This is a genomic window from Vulcanisaeta sp. (assembly GCF_049966235.1).
In the GTDB taxonomy this organism is placed as follows: Archaea; Thermoproteota; Thermoprotei; order Thermoproteales; family Thermocladiaceae; genus Vulcanisaeta; species Vulcanisaeta moutnovskia.
On sequence record NZ_JBMFVA010000019.1, the window covers coordinates 12,394 to 32,157 of the forward strand.

At 41.2% G+C, this 19,764-nt stretch carries 19 protein-coding genes; 10 read left to right on the forward strand and 9 right to left on the reverse strand.

Going from position 1 to position 19,764, the window contains the following annotated elements; translation table 11 throughout:
* Positions 1-300: 300 nt before the first annotated feature.
* Positions 301-1,125, reverse strand: coding sequence for an SPL family radical SAM protein (locus ACP5L5_RS09525; protein ID WP_428763354.1), 825 nt, complete (start codon positions 1,123-1,125; stop codon positions 301-303).
* Positions 1,126-2,367 (reverse strand): Nre family DNA repair protein, encoded by a 1,242-nt coding sequence (locus tag ACP5L5_RS09530; RefSeq protein WP_428763355.1) that lies wholly within the window; start codon positions 2,365-2,367, stop codon positions 1,126-1,128.
* A 124-nt stretch (positions 2,368-2,491) separates the two neighbouring features.
* Here ACP5L5_RS09530 and ACP5L5_RS09535 point away from each other — a divergent pair, with 124 nt between their 5' ends.
* A complete protein-coding gene (locus ACP5L5_RS09535; protein ID WP_013605508.1) occupies positions 2,492-2,782 on the forward strand; it encodes a hypothetical protein in 291 nt (96 codons plus the stop codon).
* Here ACP5L5_RS09535 and ACP5L5_RS09540 read toward each other — a convergent pair whose 3' ends face one another.
* Both ACP5L5_RS09540 and ACP5L5_RS09545 read right to left on the reverse strand, forming a co-directional pair.
* Positions 2,783-4,345, reverse strand: a complete 1,563-nt coding sequence (locus ACP5L5_RS09540; protein ID WP_428763357.1) for an APC family permease — start codon at positions 4,343-4,345, stop codon at positions 2,783-2,785.
* Positions 4,346-4,377: 32 nt separating this feature from the next.
* Positions 4,378-4,929, reverse strand: a complete 552-nt coding sequence (locus tag ACP5L5_RS09545) for a hypothetical protein (RefSeq protein ID WP_428763359.1) — start codon at positions 4,927-4,929, stop codon at positions 4,378-4,380.
* 64 nt (positions 4,930-4,993) lie between these two features.
* On the opposite strand from ACP5L5_RS09545, the gene ACP5L5_RS09550 reads away from it, so the two are divergent.
* From ACP5L5_RS09550 to ACP5L5_RS09560, 3 genes are all read left to right on the forward strand, one after another.
* Entirely contained in the window at positions 4,994-6,313 is a 1,320-nt protein-coding gene (locus ACP5L5_RS09550; protein ID WP_428763360.1) for an FAD-dependent oxidoreductase, read from the forward strand.
* Between the two features lie 157 nt (positions 6,314-6,470).
* Positions 6,471-7,871, forward strand: a complete 1,401-nt coding sequence (locus ACP5L5_RS09555) for a cytochrome ubiquinol oxidase subunit I (protein WP_428763361.1) — start codon at positions 6,471-6,473, stop codon at positions 7,869-7,871.
* Positions 7,843-9,156 carry a cytochrome ubiquinol oxidase subunit I gene (locus tag ACP5L5_RS09560; RefSeq protein WP_428763363.1) on the forward strand — a complete coding sequence of 438 codons (1,314 nt, stop codon included), beginning with the start codon at positions 7,843-7,845 and terminating at the stop codon, positions 9,154-9,156. Before ACP5L5_RS09555 ends, ACP5L5_RS09560 begins: the two co-directional genes overlap by 29 nt.
* Here the strand turns inward: ACP5L5_RS09560 and ACP5L5_RS09565 are convergent.
* Entirely contained in the window at positions 9,137-10,654 is a 1,518-nt protein-coding gene (locus ACP5L5_RS09565; protein ID WP_428763364.1) for a hypothetical protein, read from the reverse strand. The genes ACP5L5_RS09560 and ACP5L5_RS09565 overlap by 20 nt on opposite strands.
* 107 nt (positions 10,655-10,761) lie before the next feature.
* Between ACP5L5_RS09565 and ACP5L5_RS09570 the strand changes: the two genes are divergently transcribed.
* Both ACP5L5_RS09570 and ACP5L5_RS09575 read left to right on the forward strand, forming a co-directional pair.
* Entirely contained in the window at positions 10,762-11,694 is a 933-nt protein-coding gene (locus ACP5L5_RS09570; RefSeq protein ID WP_428763365.1) for a hypothetical protein, read from the forward strand.
* A gap of 95 nt (positions 11,695-11,789) precedes the next feature.
* Positions 11,790-13,175: an acetyl ornithine aminotransferase family protein gene (locus tag ACP5L5_RS09575; RefSeq protein ID WP_428763367.1), complete on the forward strand. Its 1,386-nt coding sequence runs from the start codon at positions 11,790-11,792 to the stop codon at positions 13,173-13,175.
* A 4-nt stretch (positions 13,176-13,179) separates the two neighbouring features.
* Here ACP5L5_RS09575 and ACP5L5_RS09580 read toward each other — a convergent pair whose 3' ends face one another.
* The gene (locus ACP5L5_RS09580) at positions 13,180-13,410 is read right to left on the reverse strand and encodes a hypothetical protein (protein ID WP_428763369.1); all 231 of its coding nucleotides are present in this window, start codon (positions 13,408-13,410) and stop codon (positions 13,180-13,182) included.
* A 78-nt stretch (positions 13,411-13,488) separates the two neighbouring features.
* Complete coding sequence (locus tag ACP5L5_RS09585) at positions 13,489-14,412, reverse strand: pyridoxal-phosphate dependent enzyme (RefSeq protein WP_428763395.1); 924 nt, start codon at positions 14,410-14,412, stop codon at positions 13,489-13,491.
* A 282-nt stretch (positions 14,413-14,694) separates the two neighbouring features.
* Here ACP5L5_RS09585 and ACP5L5_RS09590 point away from each other — a divergent pair, with 282 nt between their 5' ends.
* The 4 genes from ACP5L5_RS09590 to ACP5L5_RS09605 all read left to right on the forward strand — a co-directional run bounded on the left by ACP5L5_RS09590 (position 14,695) and on the right by ACP5L5_RS09605 (position 16,932).
* Positions 14,695-15,147: a 30S ribosomal protein S17 gene (locus tag ACP5L5_RS09590; protein WP_428763371.1), complete on the forward strand. Its 453-nt coding sequence runs from the start codon at positions 14,695-14,697 to the stop codon at positions 15,145-15,147.
* Positions 15,148-15,181: 34 nt separating this feature from the next.
* Positions 15,182-15,895: a TatD family hydrolase gene (locus tag ACP5L5_RS09595; protein WP_428763372.1), complete on the forward strand. Its 714-nt coding sequence runs from the start codon at positions 15,182-15,184 to the stop codon at positions 15,893-15,895.
* Between the two features lie 101 nt (positions 15,896-15,996).
* Complete coding sequence (locus ACP5L5_RS09600; RefSeq protein WP_428763374.1) at positions 15,997-16,323, forward strand: 4Fe-4S dicluster domain-containing protein; 327 nt, start codon at positions 15,997-15,999, stop codon at positions 16,321-16,323.
* 93 nt (positions 16,324-16,416) lie between these two features.
* Positions 16,417-16,932 carry an Lrp/AsnC family transcriptional regulator gene (locus ACP5L5_RS09605; RefSeq protein ID WP_013605494.1) on the forward strand — a complete coding sequence of 172 codons (516 nt, stop codon included), beginning with the start codon at positions 16,417-16,419 and terminating at the stop codon, positions 16,930-16,932.
* Positions 16,933-16,934: 2 nt separating this feature from the next.
* On the opposite strand, the gene ACP5L5_RS09610 is transcribed toward ACP5L5_RS09605, so the two are convergent.
* Together ACP5L5_RS09610 and ACP5L5_RS09615 are read right to left on the reverse strand one after the other, a co-directional pair.
* Positions 16,935-17,597: an orotidine 5'-phosphate decarboxylase / HUMPS family protein gene (locus ACP5L5_RS09610; RefSeq protein ID WP_428763376.1), complete on the reverse strand. Its 663-nt coding sequence runs from the start codon at positions 17,595-17,597 to the stop codon at positions 16,935-16,937.
* A 59-nt stretch (positions 17,598-17,656) separates the two neighbouring features.
* Positions 17,657-19,552, reverse strand: a complete 1,896-nt coding sequence (locus tag ACP5L5_RS09615) for an APC family permease (protein WP_428763378.1) — start codon at positions 19,550-19,552, stop codon at positions 17,657-17,659.
* Positions 19,553-19,764 lie beyond the last annotated feature (212 nt).

The window sequence follows — 19,764 nt, forward strand, 5'->3', positions numbered from 1 at the left end:
AACATGACCCATCCTCTTAGCCCTCGATAATGCATCCCTGGCAGTCTCCTCCTCAGCCTCTCTCCTTAATTCCTCAACGCTCTCTTACTCCTTATAATACCTGATGTTGCTACCAATGGATCCTTGGGTATTGGAATGCCGATGAAGTATTCACTAGCATCAATTTATAACCACTGAGCCATACTTAGCAAGTTTCCCTGGTAGTCTTATACTACCTCTATTATCGATTTTAATCACGCTCCCCATATATCATTAACTATTCCACTTTATTTAAGTCTTCCCACATTAACATGATTTTCCTCATTTTCGACTTATTTCCCACTCATCCTCTGCTGTGATGCAATTAACGCCATAGTCCTTGCATAGTCTCATTATTGAACTCAGGGTCTCACTCCACCAGTCCCTAGTTACTCGGTATATGGGGTTTAATTTCCTACTCATGAAACTAGTTACAATTGGCCTTGGCCTGAACCTATCAATTATTACCTGGGAATTTGTTTCTTTAGCTAGGCGAATCACTGGTTCGTAATCCTCCACTTTATCATTCATGCCAGGTAGTACAGGGCCTAGGAATATCCAGGTCTCAACGCCCAGGCTGGCTATTTTCCTAAGTGCTGATGCCCTTGCCATTGGATGCGCGGCCATGGGCTCTATTACTCTGTATGTATTTCTCATCGTGGTTATTGTGAAGCCGACGTCCACTGACCTACCGCACCCACTAATTACGTCTAAATCCCTAATGATTAATGATGATTTCGTTTGAATACTAACGTGGTAACCCGCATTGCACAGTACCTTAATTGACCTCCTGGTTAGTTTGTACCTGGACTCCACGGGTTGGTACGGATCTGTTATTGTGGATACACCAACAATGCCCGGCCTAAACCTTCTGATATCCCTTAATAACACTTGTATTAGGTTTACCTTGACGTATACGACCTCACCCCATCTAACGCCAGGTTCGCCTCTCGTGAAGTCCATGGCATAGCAGTAAATACATCCGTGTTGACAACCTAGGTATGGGTTTAATGCATAGTCATACTCAGGTAGGCCTGACCTTGACAATGCTGACTTAACCCTTATCTCCTTCACGATGATATTTCCTAGCCTAGTCACGTTGTCCATCTACCCACCGCTCAACCAATTGGTTAGGCTTGATTGCTTGGTGAGGACCCTGATTACGTAGGATCTCGATACCCACTTACCTATTGGTAGTCTTAGGAATTTGGCCGTGTAACTCAATGCATCTCTTAAGTCGTAGAATTTCTCATATGACCCATTAAACATAGCCCTAATATTTTCCCTAACCCACCATACGCCAATGGGTAGGTTGAAGCCCGGGTAAATCTCACGCCATAGTATTACGGCTGCTTGCCTATGCATTGAACGTAGGGCTTCAAGTGCGGCTATCCTAGCTGCGTAGTAGCAACCACCTATTGATGGGTAGTCATCACGCCCCCAGTAACCCTCATAATCAAGTTCAAGAACAGTATCACCGCTCCATAGGTTCCACGTCGAACCAGGCCACCAGGCCTCAGCCCACTCATAAAGCCAGGTATGTGGTGTTAATATGCCAATAAACGTATTGTCCTTAATACTTCTCACGTAGACCCTATACTCACTTATGAGGGGGTAGTCGCGAACCTCACTAAGCATTTTATCAGAGACCTGCTTATCAACGGCAGTTATTGACCACCTAGTCGGTACGAGTCTCCTCCTTTTACCAATGCCAAGTGTACCAACACTCAGTAGTCTTGATATGTGGTGAACGTCAATACCGTGTTTATACAACGTCCAAATCGCCTCAGTGGCGCTTAGGTCAGTATCGCTATGTACCTTATCGATTATCCTCGGTGGCGGTGGTAATGAGTTTATACGCAATTTTTGTAGTGGTGATGAGGGGCCAAAGGGTGGTGAATGCTCATCAAGTACATACCTACCACTGACTGGCCTCTCGAGCATTAGTTCCGAATCCACAGAATTACTTGATAATGCCATGACTTGAATATCATGAAGTATCCTCGATGGGTTCCTGGCATCCTCAATCCTAACCCTCATTGAACCTCTAATTAGTGATAACCTACTTGAGAGGAAGTCCTCTAGTCCCATGTTCAGCCAGGCCCTTGGATCCTCTAGATTACTTGTGTCTCCATGAACAGGTGGTGTTGCTGGGTATATATTGACCCTTGGGTAACCAATGCGACCAACAAATACGCTTGGTGGTGATGATCCATCAATGTGCTCCTTATTAATGATATTCTTGAGTGTGTACTTTGCATGTAACTCAGCGAGGACTGGGCAGTAGGATAGGCCGCATAGGTTATATTCTCCCCTGCATCTAATGCATAGTGCTGGGTTTATTCGCACCTTATTAATAAATGCATTTAGGTGCTATATAGGTATTTCGATTACTCTCTCCCTGAATAGGAATCCTTTAAAAGCTCTACGTTAGACTTAACGTGAAGTTTATGATTATTGTTCAGGTGAATTAATGAGATGTGATAAGGAGACATTGGTAGCTAGTGGTTTTGGATATTTTGTTAGGCTAATTAGAAAGAGGTGCCTTGTTAATGATGGTTTATCAATTGCGCATATTGACCCTAAGGTAATTGGTGTTTGGAAGAGCGGGGAATTAATTGAGCTTGATTATGATTGGAAGGCGTCATTAATTGACTATGATCATGGAGTAATAACTATTATAATAAGGAGTGGATCACTCGAGACTGTTATTAGGATTAGGAGTAATAGAATAATTGATGCATTCTCAATGGAGGTTAATTGATCATTCAGGTGGTATTTCCTTAAATAGCATGTTTATATCCATGTTCTCCCTCCTTAGCCTGTATAGGCGCATTGCATAATATAGCGCTATGCCTATCACGAATAATGCCACGAAGAACCCTATTATGTATGTATTTATTGATTGTACGAATAGATAAGCTGCTGGATTAATTATCTCCTCATAAGCAATCCAGGAGAATAACATAGTTACATATGCACCGAGCAATGTAGTGCTCACTGACCTAGTTCTAATTCCCAGCACTATTGCCGTTATTGTTATTATCATGAAGTACATGAGTATTGTGATCAGGGTGCTCACGTCCATTGTAGCCGATAGCAATGGCATCACGCTGAAGTTATATAGATACATTATTGCCAGGGTTATTACAAGGTCGGTTATGTGGGCTGTTACTGGGGTATGGGTCCTTGGATTAACATATGCCAATATTGATGGTAATACCCTATCAAAGGATAGGGCTAGTATGTACCTGGCTATTTGTATTATTAGGACCGAGACAACATTTATGTACCAGGTAAACGAACCAATGGCTATTAACCACTGAAGCACTGGGTTCCTGATGGCAAGTATGAGCAATGCCTGTGGATATGGTGGTGGTAATGTACTTGGCCAAGAAGCACCATTGGTAATGCCGTAATATATTGCGAAAAGTCCATTCAATCTATCAATACCTAATGATGAAAGCATAACCCAAACACTAAGTACTAGGAATAGGGTGCTTATGGCGTAGGTTCCGAACACGGCAATGGGTATTGCGCTACCCCTCCTGACTTCGCCACCGACTGACAGTATGAAGTTTACGAAAGGAAATACATAGGCCAGGTATGGTATTAGGTATATCGTGTCCATGATTACCCCATAACTTGGTAATTTCCTTGATACTGAAACCGCTTGGCTAAATAGATTTGGTGCAGCCGTATTTATTGAATTAATTATTTGTGGTGTGTAGGTATAGAATAGAATTATCGTTAGTATGAATGTTATGATACCAAATAGGGAAATCGCCGAGGCCAAGTACTTACCTGCCTTTATTGATATTGCATTAATCAATATGAGGATTGTTAATACTATGGAGCCTGTCAGGAATATCAGTAATGGATTGTTCATTAATGAGTTACCAAGAAGAGTAAGGTCTGCTGCGTGATTCGAGAGGCCTATGGCTACTAATGCAGGCGCAAGTCCCGTAACTAATCCTAGACTTATTAGTACTGCGTTAAAGAACATTTGGTCTATTGTGAACATGAACATAGCGGCAAAACCAATTGATGGGTGTAGGTTCCTTGTGACAAATATGTAGTCACTGGCCGTTCTGTAGTATGTAATGCCTATTTTATTGAGTAGTATTGTTAGTGGTAGGAATAATACCGCACCAATTACGATGGTGATTAATGGGTTTCCCCTTGGGAAATTGAACATACTAGATATCAACAGTATAAACCCTGACTGGAAGGCTATGAAAGCAGTATTCATTAGCAGGGCTGTCCAGGGGCCAATCTCCCTAACAAGCCCCGTAGACTCTCTAATGAAAAGTCTTGGTTTTTCCACGCTAACGACCTGGCGGACTCCCTTTTAATACCTTACTTTAATGAGATTTCTCTTACAACCTCAAGCATCTCCTCATGATTCTTCTCATCATCTGAAATTCCCTTAAGCAACTTAATAATTAGTTTTGAGATTATACGGTGCTTCTCATCAATCCTTGTACTGGTGATGGGTAGGTAACTCCTGAGTAGGAAGCTGTATACCTTCACGGCATTCTCCTCGTAGCTTTCAAGATCATTCAGTTTCTCAATAATAGTATTAGTAATATCATAATTAACCTTCTCCATGGAATTCATGTAATCTATCAATGACTTAGCATGGGTTATTGCCTCCTCAATACTACCTTGTAATGATAACAGTGTTTCCAAGTCGAAGATTCTCCTTGGTGGGCATTCGTGAATTAGTGACTTCAGCATTGTGAGTATATAATTATGCATCGCAGACTCAATGCTTATCTTTCTCATTATTGCGCCTATGAAGGGCTCATTTGTCCTGGCAGCGGCGATCCCGTATAATATCGCCAAATACCTCTCAAGCTCTTTCATTTCATCAATTATACTAAGTAACTTATCACTGGAATCATGCATTAGTAATCAGTTAAGTATCATCATGAAGTATAATTTAATTTTTCCTCCTTATTGCGCATTTAATATGAAGGTAGTAATAATTGGTGGAGGAGCTGCAGGTATGAGCGCAGCATCTCGAGTGAAAAAACTAAGGCGTGACGCGAATGTTGTGGTTCTTGAGGGAAGTAATATGGTTAGCCATGCACCCTGTGGAATACCCTACTATCTTGAGGGTTTATTTGATAACTATGATCTACTCATGCATTATACGCCGGATTACTTTAGGAATGTGAGGAATATTGACGTTAGGCTTAATGACGCTGTAGTGGAGGTTGGGCAGAATTATGTGCGGACCAATAAAGGCAATAGGTTTGAATGGGATTATCTAGTGCTTGCAATGGGAGCGATACCAATAACACCGGACATACCGATTAGGGGTGATCGTGTATTTACGGTTCATCATCCCGCGGAAGCCATGAAGTTAAGGGATGCCTTATATTCCGTAAGTACCATAGGCATTATTGGAACTGGCTATGTAGGCCTTGAGGTCGCCGAGGCTCTTAGGTTTAGGGGTAAGAACGTGATAATGATCGGTAGGTCGGGCTATCCATTACGTAAATCCCTGGATGAGGATATCGGTAATATCGTTAAGAATGAATTGAGCAAGTATGGTGTAATATTACGGCTAAATGAGAAAATTCTCGAAATCAGTGACCAGGGTGATGAACAGGTAATAATTACGGATGGTGGTAAGTACGCGGTTGATGCCGTAATCCTAGCGACAGGCATAAGACCAAACATAGAATTAGCTAGACAACTTAGTTTGCGCATTGGTGAGACAGGGGCTGTTTGGGTTGATGAGCACATGAGGACAAGTATTGATAATGTCTATGCTGCTGGTGATATTGCTGAGACCAGGAACCTGATAACGAACAAGCCTTACTGGCATCCCTTTGGAACCACGGCTAATAAGACGGGATTTGTTGTCGGTAGCAACATAGCTGGTAAACTCATGATTTTTCCAGGGGTTGTTGGTACTTCAATGACTAGGTTCATGAACCTATACATAGCGAGTACGGGCTTAACGACCCAGGAAGCGATAAGGCATGGGTTTAGGATAAGAAGCGCAGTAATAACTGCCAGAACTAAAGCTAGGTATTACCCTGGTGGTGGTTATGTAACAATAAAGTTAATAGTTGATGACGGTAGTATGAGGTTAATAGGTGCGCAGGTGCTTGGTGATGATGGTTCCTACGTACTTGGCAAGATCGATACATTAGCAGCACTAATGGCTAAGGGAGCAACTGTTGAGGATCTTTTCATGAGTGACTTGGCATATCTACCCGCTGTGACCCAGGTCTGGGATCCGTTGATAATTGCTGCGAGGCAGTTCTTTAGGAATTGAAATAATTTACTTATATTTAATTTAATTGTATAGATAATTATACATTGTACTGTTAATAAATACTGTTATTTTTAATGAACATACATAACATAATTTCTGGGAAATTGTAAATACCTTGATTAATTTATAAGCTTATAGAATTATCAATAATATAATGATGGACCAACCCATACTCGGAGCACCAACTGACATTAGAGTTGTGTCTGCAGTAGGCATACTGGCCCACTTGTCCCTCGCATCGAGCTTCCTTGGCACCATACTCCTGGCAATAGTTGCGGAATTCCTTTACATAAGGAAACATAATCAATTTTGGTATAATACGGCAAGGACATTCTCGGTAATATCAACGATATTCTTCGGCGTTGGGGCTGCCTTCGGTACCTTGGTTGAGTTTGGCCTAGTCACATTATGGAGTAATTTCATATCACTGATTGGTGAGGCAATAGTACTACCGTTTTACCTTGAATTATTTGCCTTCCTAATAGAGGTTATTATATTACCACTTTACGTATTTACTTGGAATAAGATAAAGAACCAAGTACTGCATTGGATAATAGGTATAGTGGCTGCATTCGGCGGCTACTATAGCGCCTATAATATCCTTGCGGTAATGGCATCACTAAGCATGAGACCACCAGGTCTCGAGGTGATTAACCTATACCAAGCCACTGGACAGAATGTCGTTGGCTTAACGGACTATGTAATTAAATGGGCTTCGCCAATAGATGCTTGGAACATGTTTTGGTGGGGTGCGAATGTTTTCATATTCCACGGCATACTAGCCGTAGTAATACTGACCTGGTCCATAATAGCTGCGATATACCTATACCTCTACATGCATGATAGGAAGCCCGAGAGGTTAATGATACTTAAGATCCTTGTACCAACAGTGGCCGTACTAACGGCAATACAGGGCTTCGTAATTGGACACCTTCAGGGCGAGCTTGTACTGCAGGATGACCCGCTTAAGTTAGCAGCTCTTGAGGGTATGTTCTGGAGTGGCCTTAAGATTGATCCACTAACGAGCTTCTTTGCCTATGGAACGTTCAACCATGCATTCTGGGGCTACTTCAGTTGGCCGACTTACGAGAGGCCTCCAGCATTCGTGTCTGTCTTCTACTGGGTATTCATGGTTATATTTGGGATACTACTTGGTATCTGGAGCGGTGCTTTATCACTGTGGTACTTATTCCCTGGCTTCTTCGACCGCTTTAGTTGGGCTAAAACATTAGCCAGCTTCTTTGAGAGGAGTAGCGTTTACTTAATGCCTTTCTTTGCGGCCTTCGCATCAATAGGTGGTGCAGTCTCTGCAGAATCTGGTAGGTACCCATTCATACTCGTTCAGGCAGATCCTAATCCAAGTGGTGGTCCGCCAGTAATTACTGGTGTTCCTGTTGGACCCGGTGGTTTGTTGAACCCAACGCTTTACTTCCCAGTTTGGTTAGCAGTATTGGTGCTTATTGTTGAGATTGCGATGCCGTCACTAGCCGTATATATGGTCTACCTATACCTAAGGGGGATGCCAAGACGTGAAGAAGCCAAGGTGGTGGAATATTGAGGTGATGACCATGGTCTCGGCAACAGACATTGCCGTGGGCCTAATCGCCTGGGCCTTCTCAGTACACTTGCCGCTTGTTTACACAGTGCTTGGCCTGGGATGGTTACTACCGACACTTGAGTTAATTGGTTATAGGCGTAATAACCAGGTCTATGTTGACCTAGCCCATAACATGGCCAATTACTTAATTACAGTCTACGCGATTGGTGGGCTCTTCGGCACGATAATAACCGTGTTCCTGGCAGGATTACTACCGATATTCACGAATATAGCTGGGGCCCTCCTATGGCCTGTGTGGGGCGTTGCGATAGCCTTTGGTGTTGCCATAGCCCTACCCTTCATTGGTTTTTACTACAGGGGTTTTGGCAGGATTGATCCAATGAAACATGTAGTCATTGGCTACGGAATGGCGGTAGCCCTTACTGTCATACCAGCTATGTTTAGGCTCGTATTTGCGTTCATAAATTATCCAGCTGGTGTTGAGGTGTTTAAGGATGAGACATCCCTGGTAGGCTTCACACTGGGTATTAATTGGTCTCAAGTATTCCTAAACCCAACCTATGCTCCTCTATTCTTGGCAACACTCTTTGGTGCAATCGCCATGACTGGAATACTCATAAATTCAATATTTGGTTGGAGGTACGCCATTGATAAGAGCGAGTATAGATTAACGGGTTACAGAATTAGTAACTGGATAAGCCTAGTGTTTGGTGTAGTCTATGCGTTATTCGCTGGGCTATACCTGTATGAGGTTTACCTATACTCACCGACGGTTGCCTGGTCAATACTTAGCAAGCCACCTGCGTACCTTCCCTCAAGTCTCTACTCAGTCTATGAACCAACTATGATATTGACTGGTGTATTCTACATGGACGTAGCCCTCGGCATAATACTACTAATACTAATAGTGCTGTCTTTCAAGTTCATTAATAGGTCAATATTGGCCCTTAAGTTGGTTCTAGTACTTCTGCTGATGATTAGTGCCGAGGTCATGAATGGATTGGCACACCTGCCCTACGCCATAGTCCCACCACTATCCGCAGTACCAAAGCTCGTTAATGCCTATGGCTTGCAATTCACACTACAAGTGGCTAATACACTTAAGGTCTCCACATTACTAACACCTGAACTAAACGCCCTAGTACAATTAGTATCTGTGCAGCCTGGACTACTTTATGGTAGTTTGGTGGTATTTGCAATATTCAACGCATTACTACTTTACGTAATTTACGCTGCCCTGTCCTGGAAATGGACGCCACAAATGCCTAGAGTTGAGAAGCAGTAATAGTACCAATTATTTTTTTAATTAAAATCATAATCAAATCCCTCACATTTCTCGATATTATCACAGCTATGCCAAAGTAAATAACTAGGGTTATTAATGACACAATTACTACCTGAACCAGTGAAATAATAATACTTGTATAAAGCGTGAACCTAATCACATGTACAATAAGTATTAGAACAATTATTGATAATAATGATGGTAATGCATAATCCAGGAGCATTACTCTGCCATTAAATATCGACTTAATACTACCGAGCCTAATGAACCTAAAACCCAATGCAGAAATATTGGCAAGCAATGATGAAAGCAATGCACCAATCACGGCATAATATGTAAATCCCAAGTCCCTGAATAATAGGATTAATGGCACCATCGTTGATAAATACACTATTGTGAAGACAAGCTCCGCCAAGTGCGTATGCAAAATAAGACTTCTTAAGTAAATGCCTGGTCTTATCTCATGATTACTCTCAATATCCCTCTTGTCAATACCCTGCATTACATTACTAATGAACTGATTAACATTACCTAAAACATTATTTATCGCCAATAAAACAATAGGTAGTACTAGTAGGCTTATTTCATTTCTGATGCTCGGTCTTACCAGATTTATGTAAACACCTGGGAACAAAGTTAATGATAACGCGACATACGTAGTTATTAGGAGAATTATAAGGAAGTCCCTATATATTATGTTTGGTCTTCCACGTTCGAGGAGTTCACCATACGTTACATTAACAAGGGTATTACTGTAACCAAACGGCTTACTAAGTATGAAGATTACATACCAAATACTCAATTGTGCATAGCCAAAAATACCAATGAACACGGCATCAAGGGACCTAAAGGAATTGATAGCATAACCCATTAGCGGGACCCAGGATGCACTAATAACTTCCCTGAAATATCTACGGGTATTATAAACATTAATATGGTATCTCAATGAGTATATGAATGCGTATAGTGATGGTATGAATACTATGAAGAATGATGACCAGAGAACAGCCTGTACTGTCCAACCAAGAAACAATATAACTGGGATAACAATGAATTTAGTAATTGATTGAATAATAGACGTTATAATAAACCTACCCCTATTCTTAACCATTAATATGGAATTCGTTATTGTCTGTATGTATGAGGTTATTTCTGAGAGAATAGCTATGATAAGTACGAGAAATGCGTAGGCCCCCATCTTAGTCCAAATACCCATTAGGTAGGCTATGGTTAAAACCAATGTTATTAAGTAGAAGATCGATGATGCATTGAGGGCTGCTATAATGTTTAATCCATTGTCCCTAGCTGTTAATCTTGGATAAGCAAATCCAATTAGGGCGGTTGGTAGGGTCGAGAAGGCAATTGTTGCATTTAGTAGTGATAATAAACCAAGACCTGCCGTTGGTATTTTTCTCGTAATGGCAATGTTATACGTAAAGCTACTTAGTAGGGCCAATAGTGATGCCAAAACCGCCATCATCCTTGTGCCTCTTGCCATTAACGCTGAATCTGCGTACTAATTACTAATTTAAAAATTCCTCGCATGGATAACGACATTATTTTTAATCATTAATTTTTTCTACGGTAAAGTTCAATAAATGCTTAATGCTGATACTAATACATGGATCGCTAGGACTTGATTACATAATTCATAATGTATTGCCAAACAATGATTGGTTAGTATCCATGATATGCCTAGATAATGGTGGTAATACTGGAATAAACATAGAGTTAAGCCCAGGGATAAGTACGAGAATTGCATTACTATGGGGTAAAATACTCGATTTAAGGGATGATGACCTAAGGTTATTGCTTGATTCACTCACTAGTTCATCAAAGCTCTATGATGCAATAAGCAATGTCCTCGAGACATACCTGGATTATAACGCTATAAGGCTTTACTACTTCATGAAGATAATGAGCATGTTAAATATTTGGAGACCAATGAACAAGGGCTGCGTAAGTATCCCGCTTATTGAACCAATAAAATCCCTGGTGGCTGCCGCCATACTTGCGTATATCACGGCCAGTAATATCAAGGGCTCAATCATACTCACAACAGATTTTGTAGATGAAGTAAAGGACTCACTACAGGAAGTGAGGGGCCTTGGCAATATATATGTAGTGACTAATCGCGTTCCTCGTGATCTCGGGATATTTGATGAATTAATAATAACCTCATCATCAATACCTCAGGAAACCTTTGGTAAGTTAATTAGAGTAAGTAATGGTGTAAGTTCTGAGGTATTGATGACAAAACTTGGATTGAGTGTTGTGAATAATAATTTCGAACTTAGTAAGGAGACTTTAAGTGATGTTGACTTGGAAATTTTGAGAACTGTTAATGAGCTTGGCTTTACAACAATGGCCTCATTAATCGATATGGTGTCACAATCAACAGGTGTCATTAAAAATAACGTAATTAAGGAATTAATTAAATTATCAAGCATGAATTTAATTAAGGTTAGGTATTTAAATGATGGTAGAGCCATAGTTACGCCAACATTGGCCGGCCTTAAATTATTGATGACTAAATAAGCCTTATTATTATAAATATAACTTATTTATTTAATTACTAACGCTGAAGGCCTATAAAGAAGAATTTATTAATTAGATAAATCCTGGTAATGCCGATGCCACCTAAGTGGTACTGGTCAATAGACCCAAATAGCGTTCCTAAAATAGTTGTTGAACCACCAGGCCCTAAGGCCCAAGAAGTAATAAAGATGGATGAGTCATCGATAATGCAGTCCTTTGGACGGTGGTACCCACTGGTTATTCGGCGGGGTTATGGACCTGTTGTTGAGGATGTTGATGGTAACCTATACATCGATTTCAATGCTGGAATTGCTGTTATGAATGTTGGACATAGCCACCCACGGATTGTGGAGGCAATAAAGCGGCAGGCCGAGTTATTTACTCACTATAGCATGACCGACTTCTACTACGAATTAATTGTTAAGCATGCATCAATGCTTAGGGGTATAGTACCAATAAGCGGCGATAAGCGTGTATTCTACACAAACTCGGGCACCGAGTCAATAGAGGGCGCGATGAAAGTAGTGCGTGGACACTTCAGGAATCAGAGACCATACATAATAGCCTTCCTGGGCGCCTTCCATGGGAGGACTTATGGCTCGATGGCATTGACCGCAAGTAAACCAATACAGAGGTATGGCTTTAACCCAATGTTATCCAACGTAATCCATATACCATACCCATACCCATACAGATGTCCCTTCGGCAAGAATTTAACTGATGAGGAATGTGGTGAGGCTATTCTTGGTTACCTTGAGGATTGGATATTTAGTAAGATGATTGATCCAAGTGAGACTTCGGCAATATTCTTTGAGCCTATACAGGGTGAGGGTGGTTATGTTGTTCCGCCAAGGAACTTCTTCCCAGGTTTGAGGAAGATCGCTGATAAGTACGGCATACTCCTCGTCGATGATGAAGTGCAGGCTGGGTTTGGTAGGACTGGTAAGTGGTTTGCAATTGAACATTGGGGTGTTGAACCGGACATAATAACCATGGCCAAGGCAATAGCCGCCGGTCTACCACTCGGTGCCATCGTTGGTAGGGCAAGCGTGATGGATCTACCGAGGGGATCCCACGCAAATACCTTTGGTGGTAATCCAGTGGCTTTGTCGGCTGGTATTGAGGTTATTAACGTAATAAGTGATGAGGACCTTATGGTGAATGCGCAGAGGGTTGGTGATTACATTAAGAAGAGGTTTATAGAGGAGATGGATCACGTGGAGTTGATTGGTGATGTACGCGGTCTCGGCCTAATGATTGGTGTTGAATTAGTCAAGAATAAGAGAACCAAGGAATATGCTACCAAGGAGATTGAGCAGGTGCTCTATGAATCCTTCAAGAGAGGCGTTGCTGTAATAAGCGCAGGTAAGTCAACGATTAGAATTGCACCACCGCTAAACATACCCATGGAACTCGCCGATAAGGCTGTGAATATAATAATTGATGTTATTAAGAAGGTTGATAGGGAGCGCGTTAAGTGACTCTTTAATTGACTAACGCATTCTTCAAAACCTCCTTCTCCTCTTCAAGGTACCACTCGAGTACATAATCATGCCTATCCGCATAATTCCTGGCGTATTCGAAGGCATTCTTCCAGTCATTGTCCTCGTATATGATCCTCCAGTCCTCCTCGATGAGCGATAAATCCTCAGACTTACCACTAACTAGAATCCTACCCATCCTCCTGTTTATGAATACTTTGTACCTGCCAGTCATCATATCACGTATACGTGTACAGGTTAAAAAGTCCTATCAGGTTTTTATTTAAACAGTATATTAAAACTTTTACCAAACTTACGTGGAATTCATGAAACGACTAATGATATCCACGTACTTATAAATATCATCAGGAAAAATCAATAAGTAAGTCACATCACCAAGCCCATCCCTAACCCTGAGAAAGGCTTGAAAGACAGCACCACTACTAAGGCCGACTAGTAAGCCAGTGTTTCTGGCCACAGTAATAACGCCCTTTACAGCATCCTCAAGACTGACATCAACAACCTCATTAATAATCTCACGAACCCACCTAGTGCCAGACTCAAGCCTCTTGATACCAGGTATTGCGCTACCCGCCGCAGGCTCAACACCGACAATGTAGACATCACCAAACTCATCCTTAAGTCTCCTGGCAATGCCGGTTATGTGCCCGCCAGTGCCAATACCAGCAACTAAGACCTTAGGTGTCTTACCAATACTCCTGAACTGCTGGGCGATTTCCTCACCAGTAACGTAGTAATGGCCCTCGGGATTATTAACATTCTCAAATTGATTAAGGTTAATCGCTCCATTCCTAGCAGCCTCCTCACCAACCCAGTGCCAAAACTCCTCATTAATTGTCTCCCTATCAACTTTAACAACCTCGGCACCCAAAACCTTGAGAAGAATTTCCGTAGTCTCCGGCAAATACCTCGTAGTATAAGCCCTATACCTATACTCATAAATATTCGCCAATGCGGCCAGGGCAATCGCAACATTACCAGAGGAAGCCTCAAACACAAGGCGACCACGCAATTCGTCATTTAAATATCTACGAAGTAAGAACTGAACAGTCCTATCCTTAATACTCCTACTCAGTGGATTAAAGAACTCAAGTTTAACCCAAACATCGCCAAAACGATCAAACCTCACAAGAGGTGTCGGGTAAAAACCATTCACAAAATCAAGTACACTAGAGAAAATATTATTCTTACCATCACTTCCTGCAAATACCAACACCTGCCATACAAATGGCAAACGAAAAAGCCCTTAATAAACATTATTCCGAAATTCATCGTTGAAGATAATAACTAAGGCAATGCAATATTGTAGTAATCATTATTGATTATTAGGAAAAGGAGGATGTACGTAATCCCCGCGGCTCGTCCGTCCGCATTCATTGGGGACCGCCACGGTCCTCTCTGGGACTATCGCGGCATTAATAAGTCAATAACCATGCTTATAAGTCTTTGGGTTCCTTCAAAAGAAATTGTTTTAAAGGGGTTATTTGTACGTGGCTTGATGGTTGAGGTCATTGTTAAGGAGCTGCCTGAGAGGCCTAGGCCTGGTGAGAAGGTTCAGCTGCCTAATGGTGAGTTTATTAGGGTTAGGCATGTTGGTATTCCCTGGCTCTTACCGCCTAAGAAGGTTTGTAATGACCCTGAGTGCCCATGGCATGGCCACCTGAGTGTTAGGGGGCAGGTGTTTACCGTTACTGTTGAGAGCGTTCATGGCAGAACTGCCACTGTTATTCATGAGTGGTTGCATTATGATCCTAAGTATAAGAGATATGAGAAGAGGAGAAAGAAAATTCATGTTAAGGTTCCTTCGTGTATTGAGGTTAGGCCTGGTGATATTGTCTACATTGGTGAGACTAGGCCATTGGCTAAGACCATAAGGCATGTTATCATTGGTAAGAGCGAAGATGTGACTGAGGCTAAGTCCCAAGTGCTCAGGCTTGAGCAGTCACAATAATCCTTTAATAATCCCTTAACTTCAATGTAATTCAATGCTTTATGATGCGCATACTCATTTGCACGAGTTCCTGGATAGCAGGATTGCAAAGTTCGTTAGAGAGATAATAATTGCGGCTGTCTCTGATGATTATCCATCTTCAAAGAGGACCATTGAATTATCGAATACCTATGAGAACATTGTGCCATGTATTGGCATCCACCCTTGGAATGTGGATAAGGTTGGATTTGATGAATTGAGACAGCTTGAGAAGTTGTTGCCTGAGACTAGGTGCATTGGTGAAGTTGGTCTCGATAAAAGATTTGTTCCTCAAACCTTCAATAGGCAGGTTGAGTTTTTCCAAGTCTTCATTAATTGGGCTAAGGATTATGATCTGCCACTTAATATTCACGCACCTGATGCTTGGAATGATGTCCTTGAAATGATTAGGAGGGCTGATGTGGATAGGGCTTTGTTTCATTGGTACACGGGACCTCTTAATCTTATCCAAGAGTTGAGGGACTATGGGTATTATATATCGATTAATGCTGCAATTAAGATTCAGGAGAAGTCCAAGGCCGTGGCTAGAGAGGCGCCACTTGATACGATATTGCTAGAGAGCGATGGACCTTATGAGTATAGGGGTATCACGCTTGAACCTCCCATGGTTAAGGATGCGGCCAGTATTGTGGCTGAGATAAAGGGCATGGGCGTCGATGATCTATGGAATACTGTGAGTAATAATTTCTCTAGGCTTTTTAATCTGTAGTACTTACCCTATTTATTAATTGATACTCTATGGCCGAAATCACGTACATGCAGTATCAATAGTAATAGTTATTAAGACCCCAATTAAGGACTTAGTTCTGTATGGCGGAGAAGGCAGGACCATTCCAGAAGGTTGTTGTTGATATGGATATATGTATCGGTTGCGGTGCCTGTGTTAGCGTTTGTCCATACCAGGCGTTGGAGCTTGATGAAAACGGTAAGGCAAGGCTAATATGGGATATGTGTAAGGACGATTTCAGCTGTGTACCAGTATGCCCAGTGAACTGCATATGGAAGACAAGCGAGGCTCCTGACTCAGCTAAGGGCAAGGCTAATTGGTATAGGTTCAGTAAGGCATTGAGTGATGCTGAGAAGAAGGAGTTTGAGGATTGGAAGGCTAAGTATAAGATTACTTGGTCACCTGCATAATGTATTAGACCTCATTTAATCAAATATTTAAAATCAATTATTTTCCTCATGATAGAAAGATTAAATACAGTCTGTTTCTGAAGCCTATTAACAATGATAATAGATAAACTGGATAAGGAAATACTTAAGGAGATTCAGAAAGATGGTAGATTGCAATTAAGTAAATTGGCCGAGATTCTAAATAGGCCAAGAACCACAATAGCCACTAGATTAGCGAGACTTGAAGGTGATAAGATAATAACCTCGTATAGAGCTGTAGTGGATCCATTAAAGGTTGGTTTCTCATTATTAGCCTATGTGCTAATTAGCGTAAGGAGAAGTGCACCAAGTGGTAATAAGTCTGCTCAGGTGCTCCTTGTTGAGAAAATCCTGAAGGATAGTGATGAGGATCCTAAACTTCCATGGATTGAAGAGGCCTATGTAATAACTGGTCATTATGATATATTGCTTAAGGTTTGGGCCAAGGATCTCAGACAACTCAGTTACTTCCTAATTAATTATCTACCGACTTATCCCGATATTGCGCAGACGGAAACCATGCTCGTATTGGAATTAGTATCTGATTGGAAAGATAGGTTACTACCAATTGATAAGGTACTACCTGACTAAAATCAACACCTTGGATCCTTAATAGCACTTAGTATACTTAAAGTAACTTCCCTCGGTGATTCGCTATTAATTATTGACCTACCAACAATCTCAAAATCAGCACCGCTCGCCGTGGCACAACCAGGCTTACCACCCTGCACCCCAACGCCTGGTGATAATAATTGATAGTTATTACCAACCATAGACCTAACACGTCTAATGATGTTGGGCTTCGTGGCAGGTACAACAAAGCCCGCAATACCAAGCTCAGTACCAAGCTTAACATTATAGTCCAGGTTTAAGTCATATAACTCACCACCAGAGCTCATGGAAATAAGGAGAAAAATGTCAATACCTAAATCACGCGATAACTTAGCTACACCATTTAAATTCTCCCTACCTGTTACAGCGTGCATAATCACACCATTAATACCTAAGTCCCTAAGTCTCCTAATGACATACTCATTTATGTGAGCAATATCGCCAAGTTTAATGTCGGCCAAAAAGTACGTATTTATGCCTAAAGTTAATTCCTTAATTCCATTGGGTCCTATATTCAATAATTGAAGCCATCCAACCTTAACAGCATCAATTAAATCCATAATACCTCTTAGAAAGACAATAGATCTCTTAGTATCCCAATCAACATCAAATGCAAGTATTAAACCGTTATGCCTAATGATCATTAAATTATAGATTATGGAGAAAAATAAAAAGGTATTTTTAAATAATCATTGCAGACTAATTATTTCTTCTCCTTAATTACACCCATTTCCTTTAATACAATCTCTAGGTCCTTCGTCAGTATTCCACTATAAACAGACCAGAAGAATAGTGCCAGAGCTATTATGGCCGCCGTCACTGTATCCCATGGGAATGGTAATGGTGGAGACTTCCAAACACTAAATGGTCCAACAAAATCAAGAATTAACACGGAGAAAAGCATCGCAACAGCCCACCAACCGGAACTTATATGACGCTTGCCCTCCTCGTTAGCCCACATATGTATTATATACGTAAAGATCACTGTCACGATTAACATCAATACCCAGTAAGTTATGAATGGTGTGAAATACTTCATGCTGAACGTTAAGGCAGTCCCTGATGCTGATGCCGCGTTGTAAGGCACAATTATATCCTGGTAAATTAAGAACCAGGTTGATAAACCCAATATGATCCAGTAAATAATGCCAAGAACTGCAGCGTTTAATCTACGTATGCCAAATCTATTAGCTGCGGTGTACATATAGAAGAAAGGTAGACCAGCAAGTATTAATGCAAATACACCCCAATACGTCGTAAACCCAGCCCAATATGGTATTAAAAAGGCAAATATGAAGGCTAAAGCACCCATTAAATATGCAACTGGTAGTTTAAATGGTCTAGGGGCATTTGGCGCAGTCCTCCTAAGAACAACTACTGAAGCGCCTGTAACAATGTATGTAGTTACCGTTGTAGAACTTATGAATGTCGCTAAATAAACCCATGCTGGGTATGGTATTAAGAACAATGCACCGACTAACCAAGCAGCTATTGTAGCCCACTTAGGCACCTTCCACCTATTAAGGTGTAGGAACCAGTCCGGTAGGTGACCATCAGCTGCCATCCCATAGAACGTCCTAGCACTAGTACCTGTATATATCCAGCCTGTGCCTGATGGTGATACCATAGCATCAATTAGCAGTATTATTGCGAACGCCATTAGTATTGGTATACCGCTTATTTTCATTATTTGATAAAATGGACCACTGCTCAAGGCTGTTGATGTTAGGTCAGCCCAATCACCAGGCTTTAGGCTTAACTTTGACCAATCAATAGCACCAATGAAAGAAACCTGGAGTAGTATGTATATTGCCATAGATATTACGAAACCTATTATAGTACCCCATGGCAAATCTCTCTGTGGGTTCTTAGCCTCACCGCCATACTCAATACCTTGCCTAAAACCTAGGTACGCAAAGGCAATACCCGTAGTAGGTATCGCTAGAAATACTGGTGCCCAGCCATATGGTGTAAATCCTCCTGGCAATGCCGTAAAGTTTGTTGGGTGGAAAAATAGGCCCAATAATAAGGCAATGGTGAGTATTGGTATTATTAATTTCCACCAACCAACGCCAGTATTTGTCTTACCCATAACATGAACACCGAAATAATTAAGGAGGAAGAAGAATGTTAGGAAGGCAAAGGCAATAAGACCTCCAGTTAATGTTAATACACCTGTTGGTGTGACAAGACCAGGGACATACGAGGACATGTATGTAACTACAGCCTCAGCCTCCACTGGAGGCACTGTGATAGCACCAAGTAAGTATGCCCATGCAAATATGAACGATGTTAAGCTTCCATGACTATACTGAGGATACCTAACTATTGCACCGGATTTTGGGATCATACCTCCTAATTCAGCAAACGAAAGAGCCACAAATATTAGGAATATACCAGCTATCGTCCAAGATAATATAGCTGCAGGTCCGGAAACACTAGCTGCATAGAACGAACCAAACAACCAACCGCTACCAATTACCGCACCAATCACGAGATATGCTATATCAAACACATTCAAAGCCTTCCTCAACTGTTTATCGGTAGTCTCAGCCTTCTCAGTACTAATCTTAGGACCCGACCCAGTTGGGTTAGACATAACAAAAGTAATATATTTATTTCCTCTTATTAAGTTTTTCCTTTATATTTACATTTTACTGATGTAAAATAATCCGCAGATAAAATGGACTATTCGTTTTACAAATATATTATTTATAGGTTTACCGTAATTTCTGCATTCAATTTATAATCTATAGATACCTTACTCATCATTAGTTATTTATAAGTCCCTTTGAGATTAATTAATGAATG

Excerpts from the sequence above, each read along its gene's own strand:
- ACP5L5_RS09575 (WP_428763367.1), top strand. The coding sequence starts at position 11,790 with ATGCCACCTAAGTGGTACTGGTCAATAGACCCAAATAGCGTTCCTAAA.
- ACP5L5_RS09615 (WP_428763378.1), bottom strand. The coding sequence starts at position 19,552 with ATGTCTAACCCAACTGGGTCGGGTCCTAAGATTAGTACTGAGAAGGCT.
- ACP5L5_RS09610 (WP_428763376.1), bottom strand. The coding sequence starts at position 17,597 with ATGATCATTAGGCATAACGGTTTAATACTTGCATTTGATGTTGATTGG.
- ACP5L5_RS09525 (WP_428763354.1), bottom strand. The coding sequence starts at position 1,125 with ATGGACAACGTGACTAGGCTAGGAAATATCATCGTGAAGGAGATAAGG.
- ACP5L5_RS09595 (WP_428763372.1), top strand. The coding sequence starts at position 15,182 with ATGCTTTATGATGCGCATACTCATTTGCACGAGTTCCTGGATAGCAGG.
- ACP5L5_RS09590 (WP_428763371.1), top strand. The coding sequence starts at position 14,695 with ATGGTTGAGGTCATTGTTAAGGAGCTGCCTGAGAGGCCTAGGCCTGGT.
- ACP5L5_RS09605 (WP_013605494.1), top strand. The coding sequence starts at position 16,417 with ATGATAATAGATAAACTGGATAAGGAAATACTTAAGGAGATTCAGAAA.
- ACP5L5_RS09535 (WP_013605508.1), top strand. The coding sequence starts at position 2,492 with ATGAGATGTGATAAGGAGACATTGGTAGCTAGTGGTTTTGGATATTTT.
- ACP5L5_RS09600 (WP_428763374.1), top strand. The coding sequence starts at position 15,997 with ATGGCGGAGAAGGCAGGACCATTCCAGAAGGTTGTTGTTGATATGGAT.
- ACP5L5_RS09570 (WP_428763365.1), top strand. The coding sequence starts at position 10,762 with ATGCTGATACTAATACATGGATCGCTAGGACTTGATTACATAATTCAT.
- ACP5L5_RS09545 (WP_428763359.1), bottom strand. The coding sequence starts at position 4,929 with ATGCATGATTCCAGTGATAAGTTACTTAGTATAATTGATGAAATGAAA.
- ACP5L5_RS09565 (WP_428763364.1), bottom strand. The coding sequence starts at position 10,654 with ATGGCAAGAGGCACAAGGATGATGGCGGTTTTGGCATCACTATTGGCC.
- ACP5L5_RS09580 (WP_428763369.1), bottom strand. The coding sequence starts at position 13,410 with ATGACTGGCAGGTACAAAGTATTCATAAACAGGAGGATGGGTAGGATT.
- ACP5L5_RS09555 (WP_428763361.1), top strand. The coding sequence starts at position 6,471 with ATGGACCAACCCATACTCGGAGCACCAACTGACATTAGAGTTGTGTCT.
- ACP5L5_RS09550 (WP_428763360.1), top strand. The coding sequence starts at position 4,994 with ATGAAGGTAGTAATAATTGGTGGAGGAGCTGCAGGTATGAGCGCAGCA.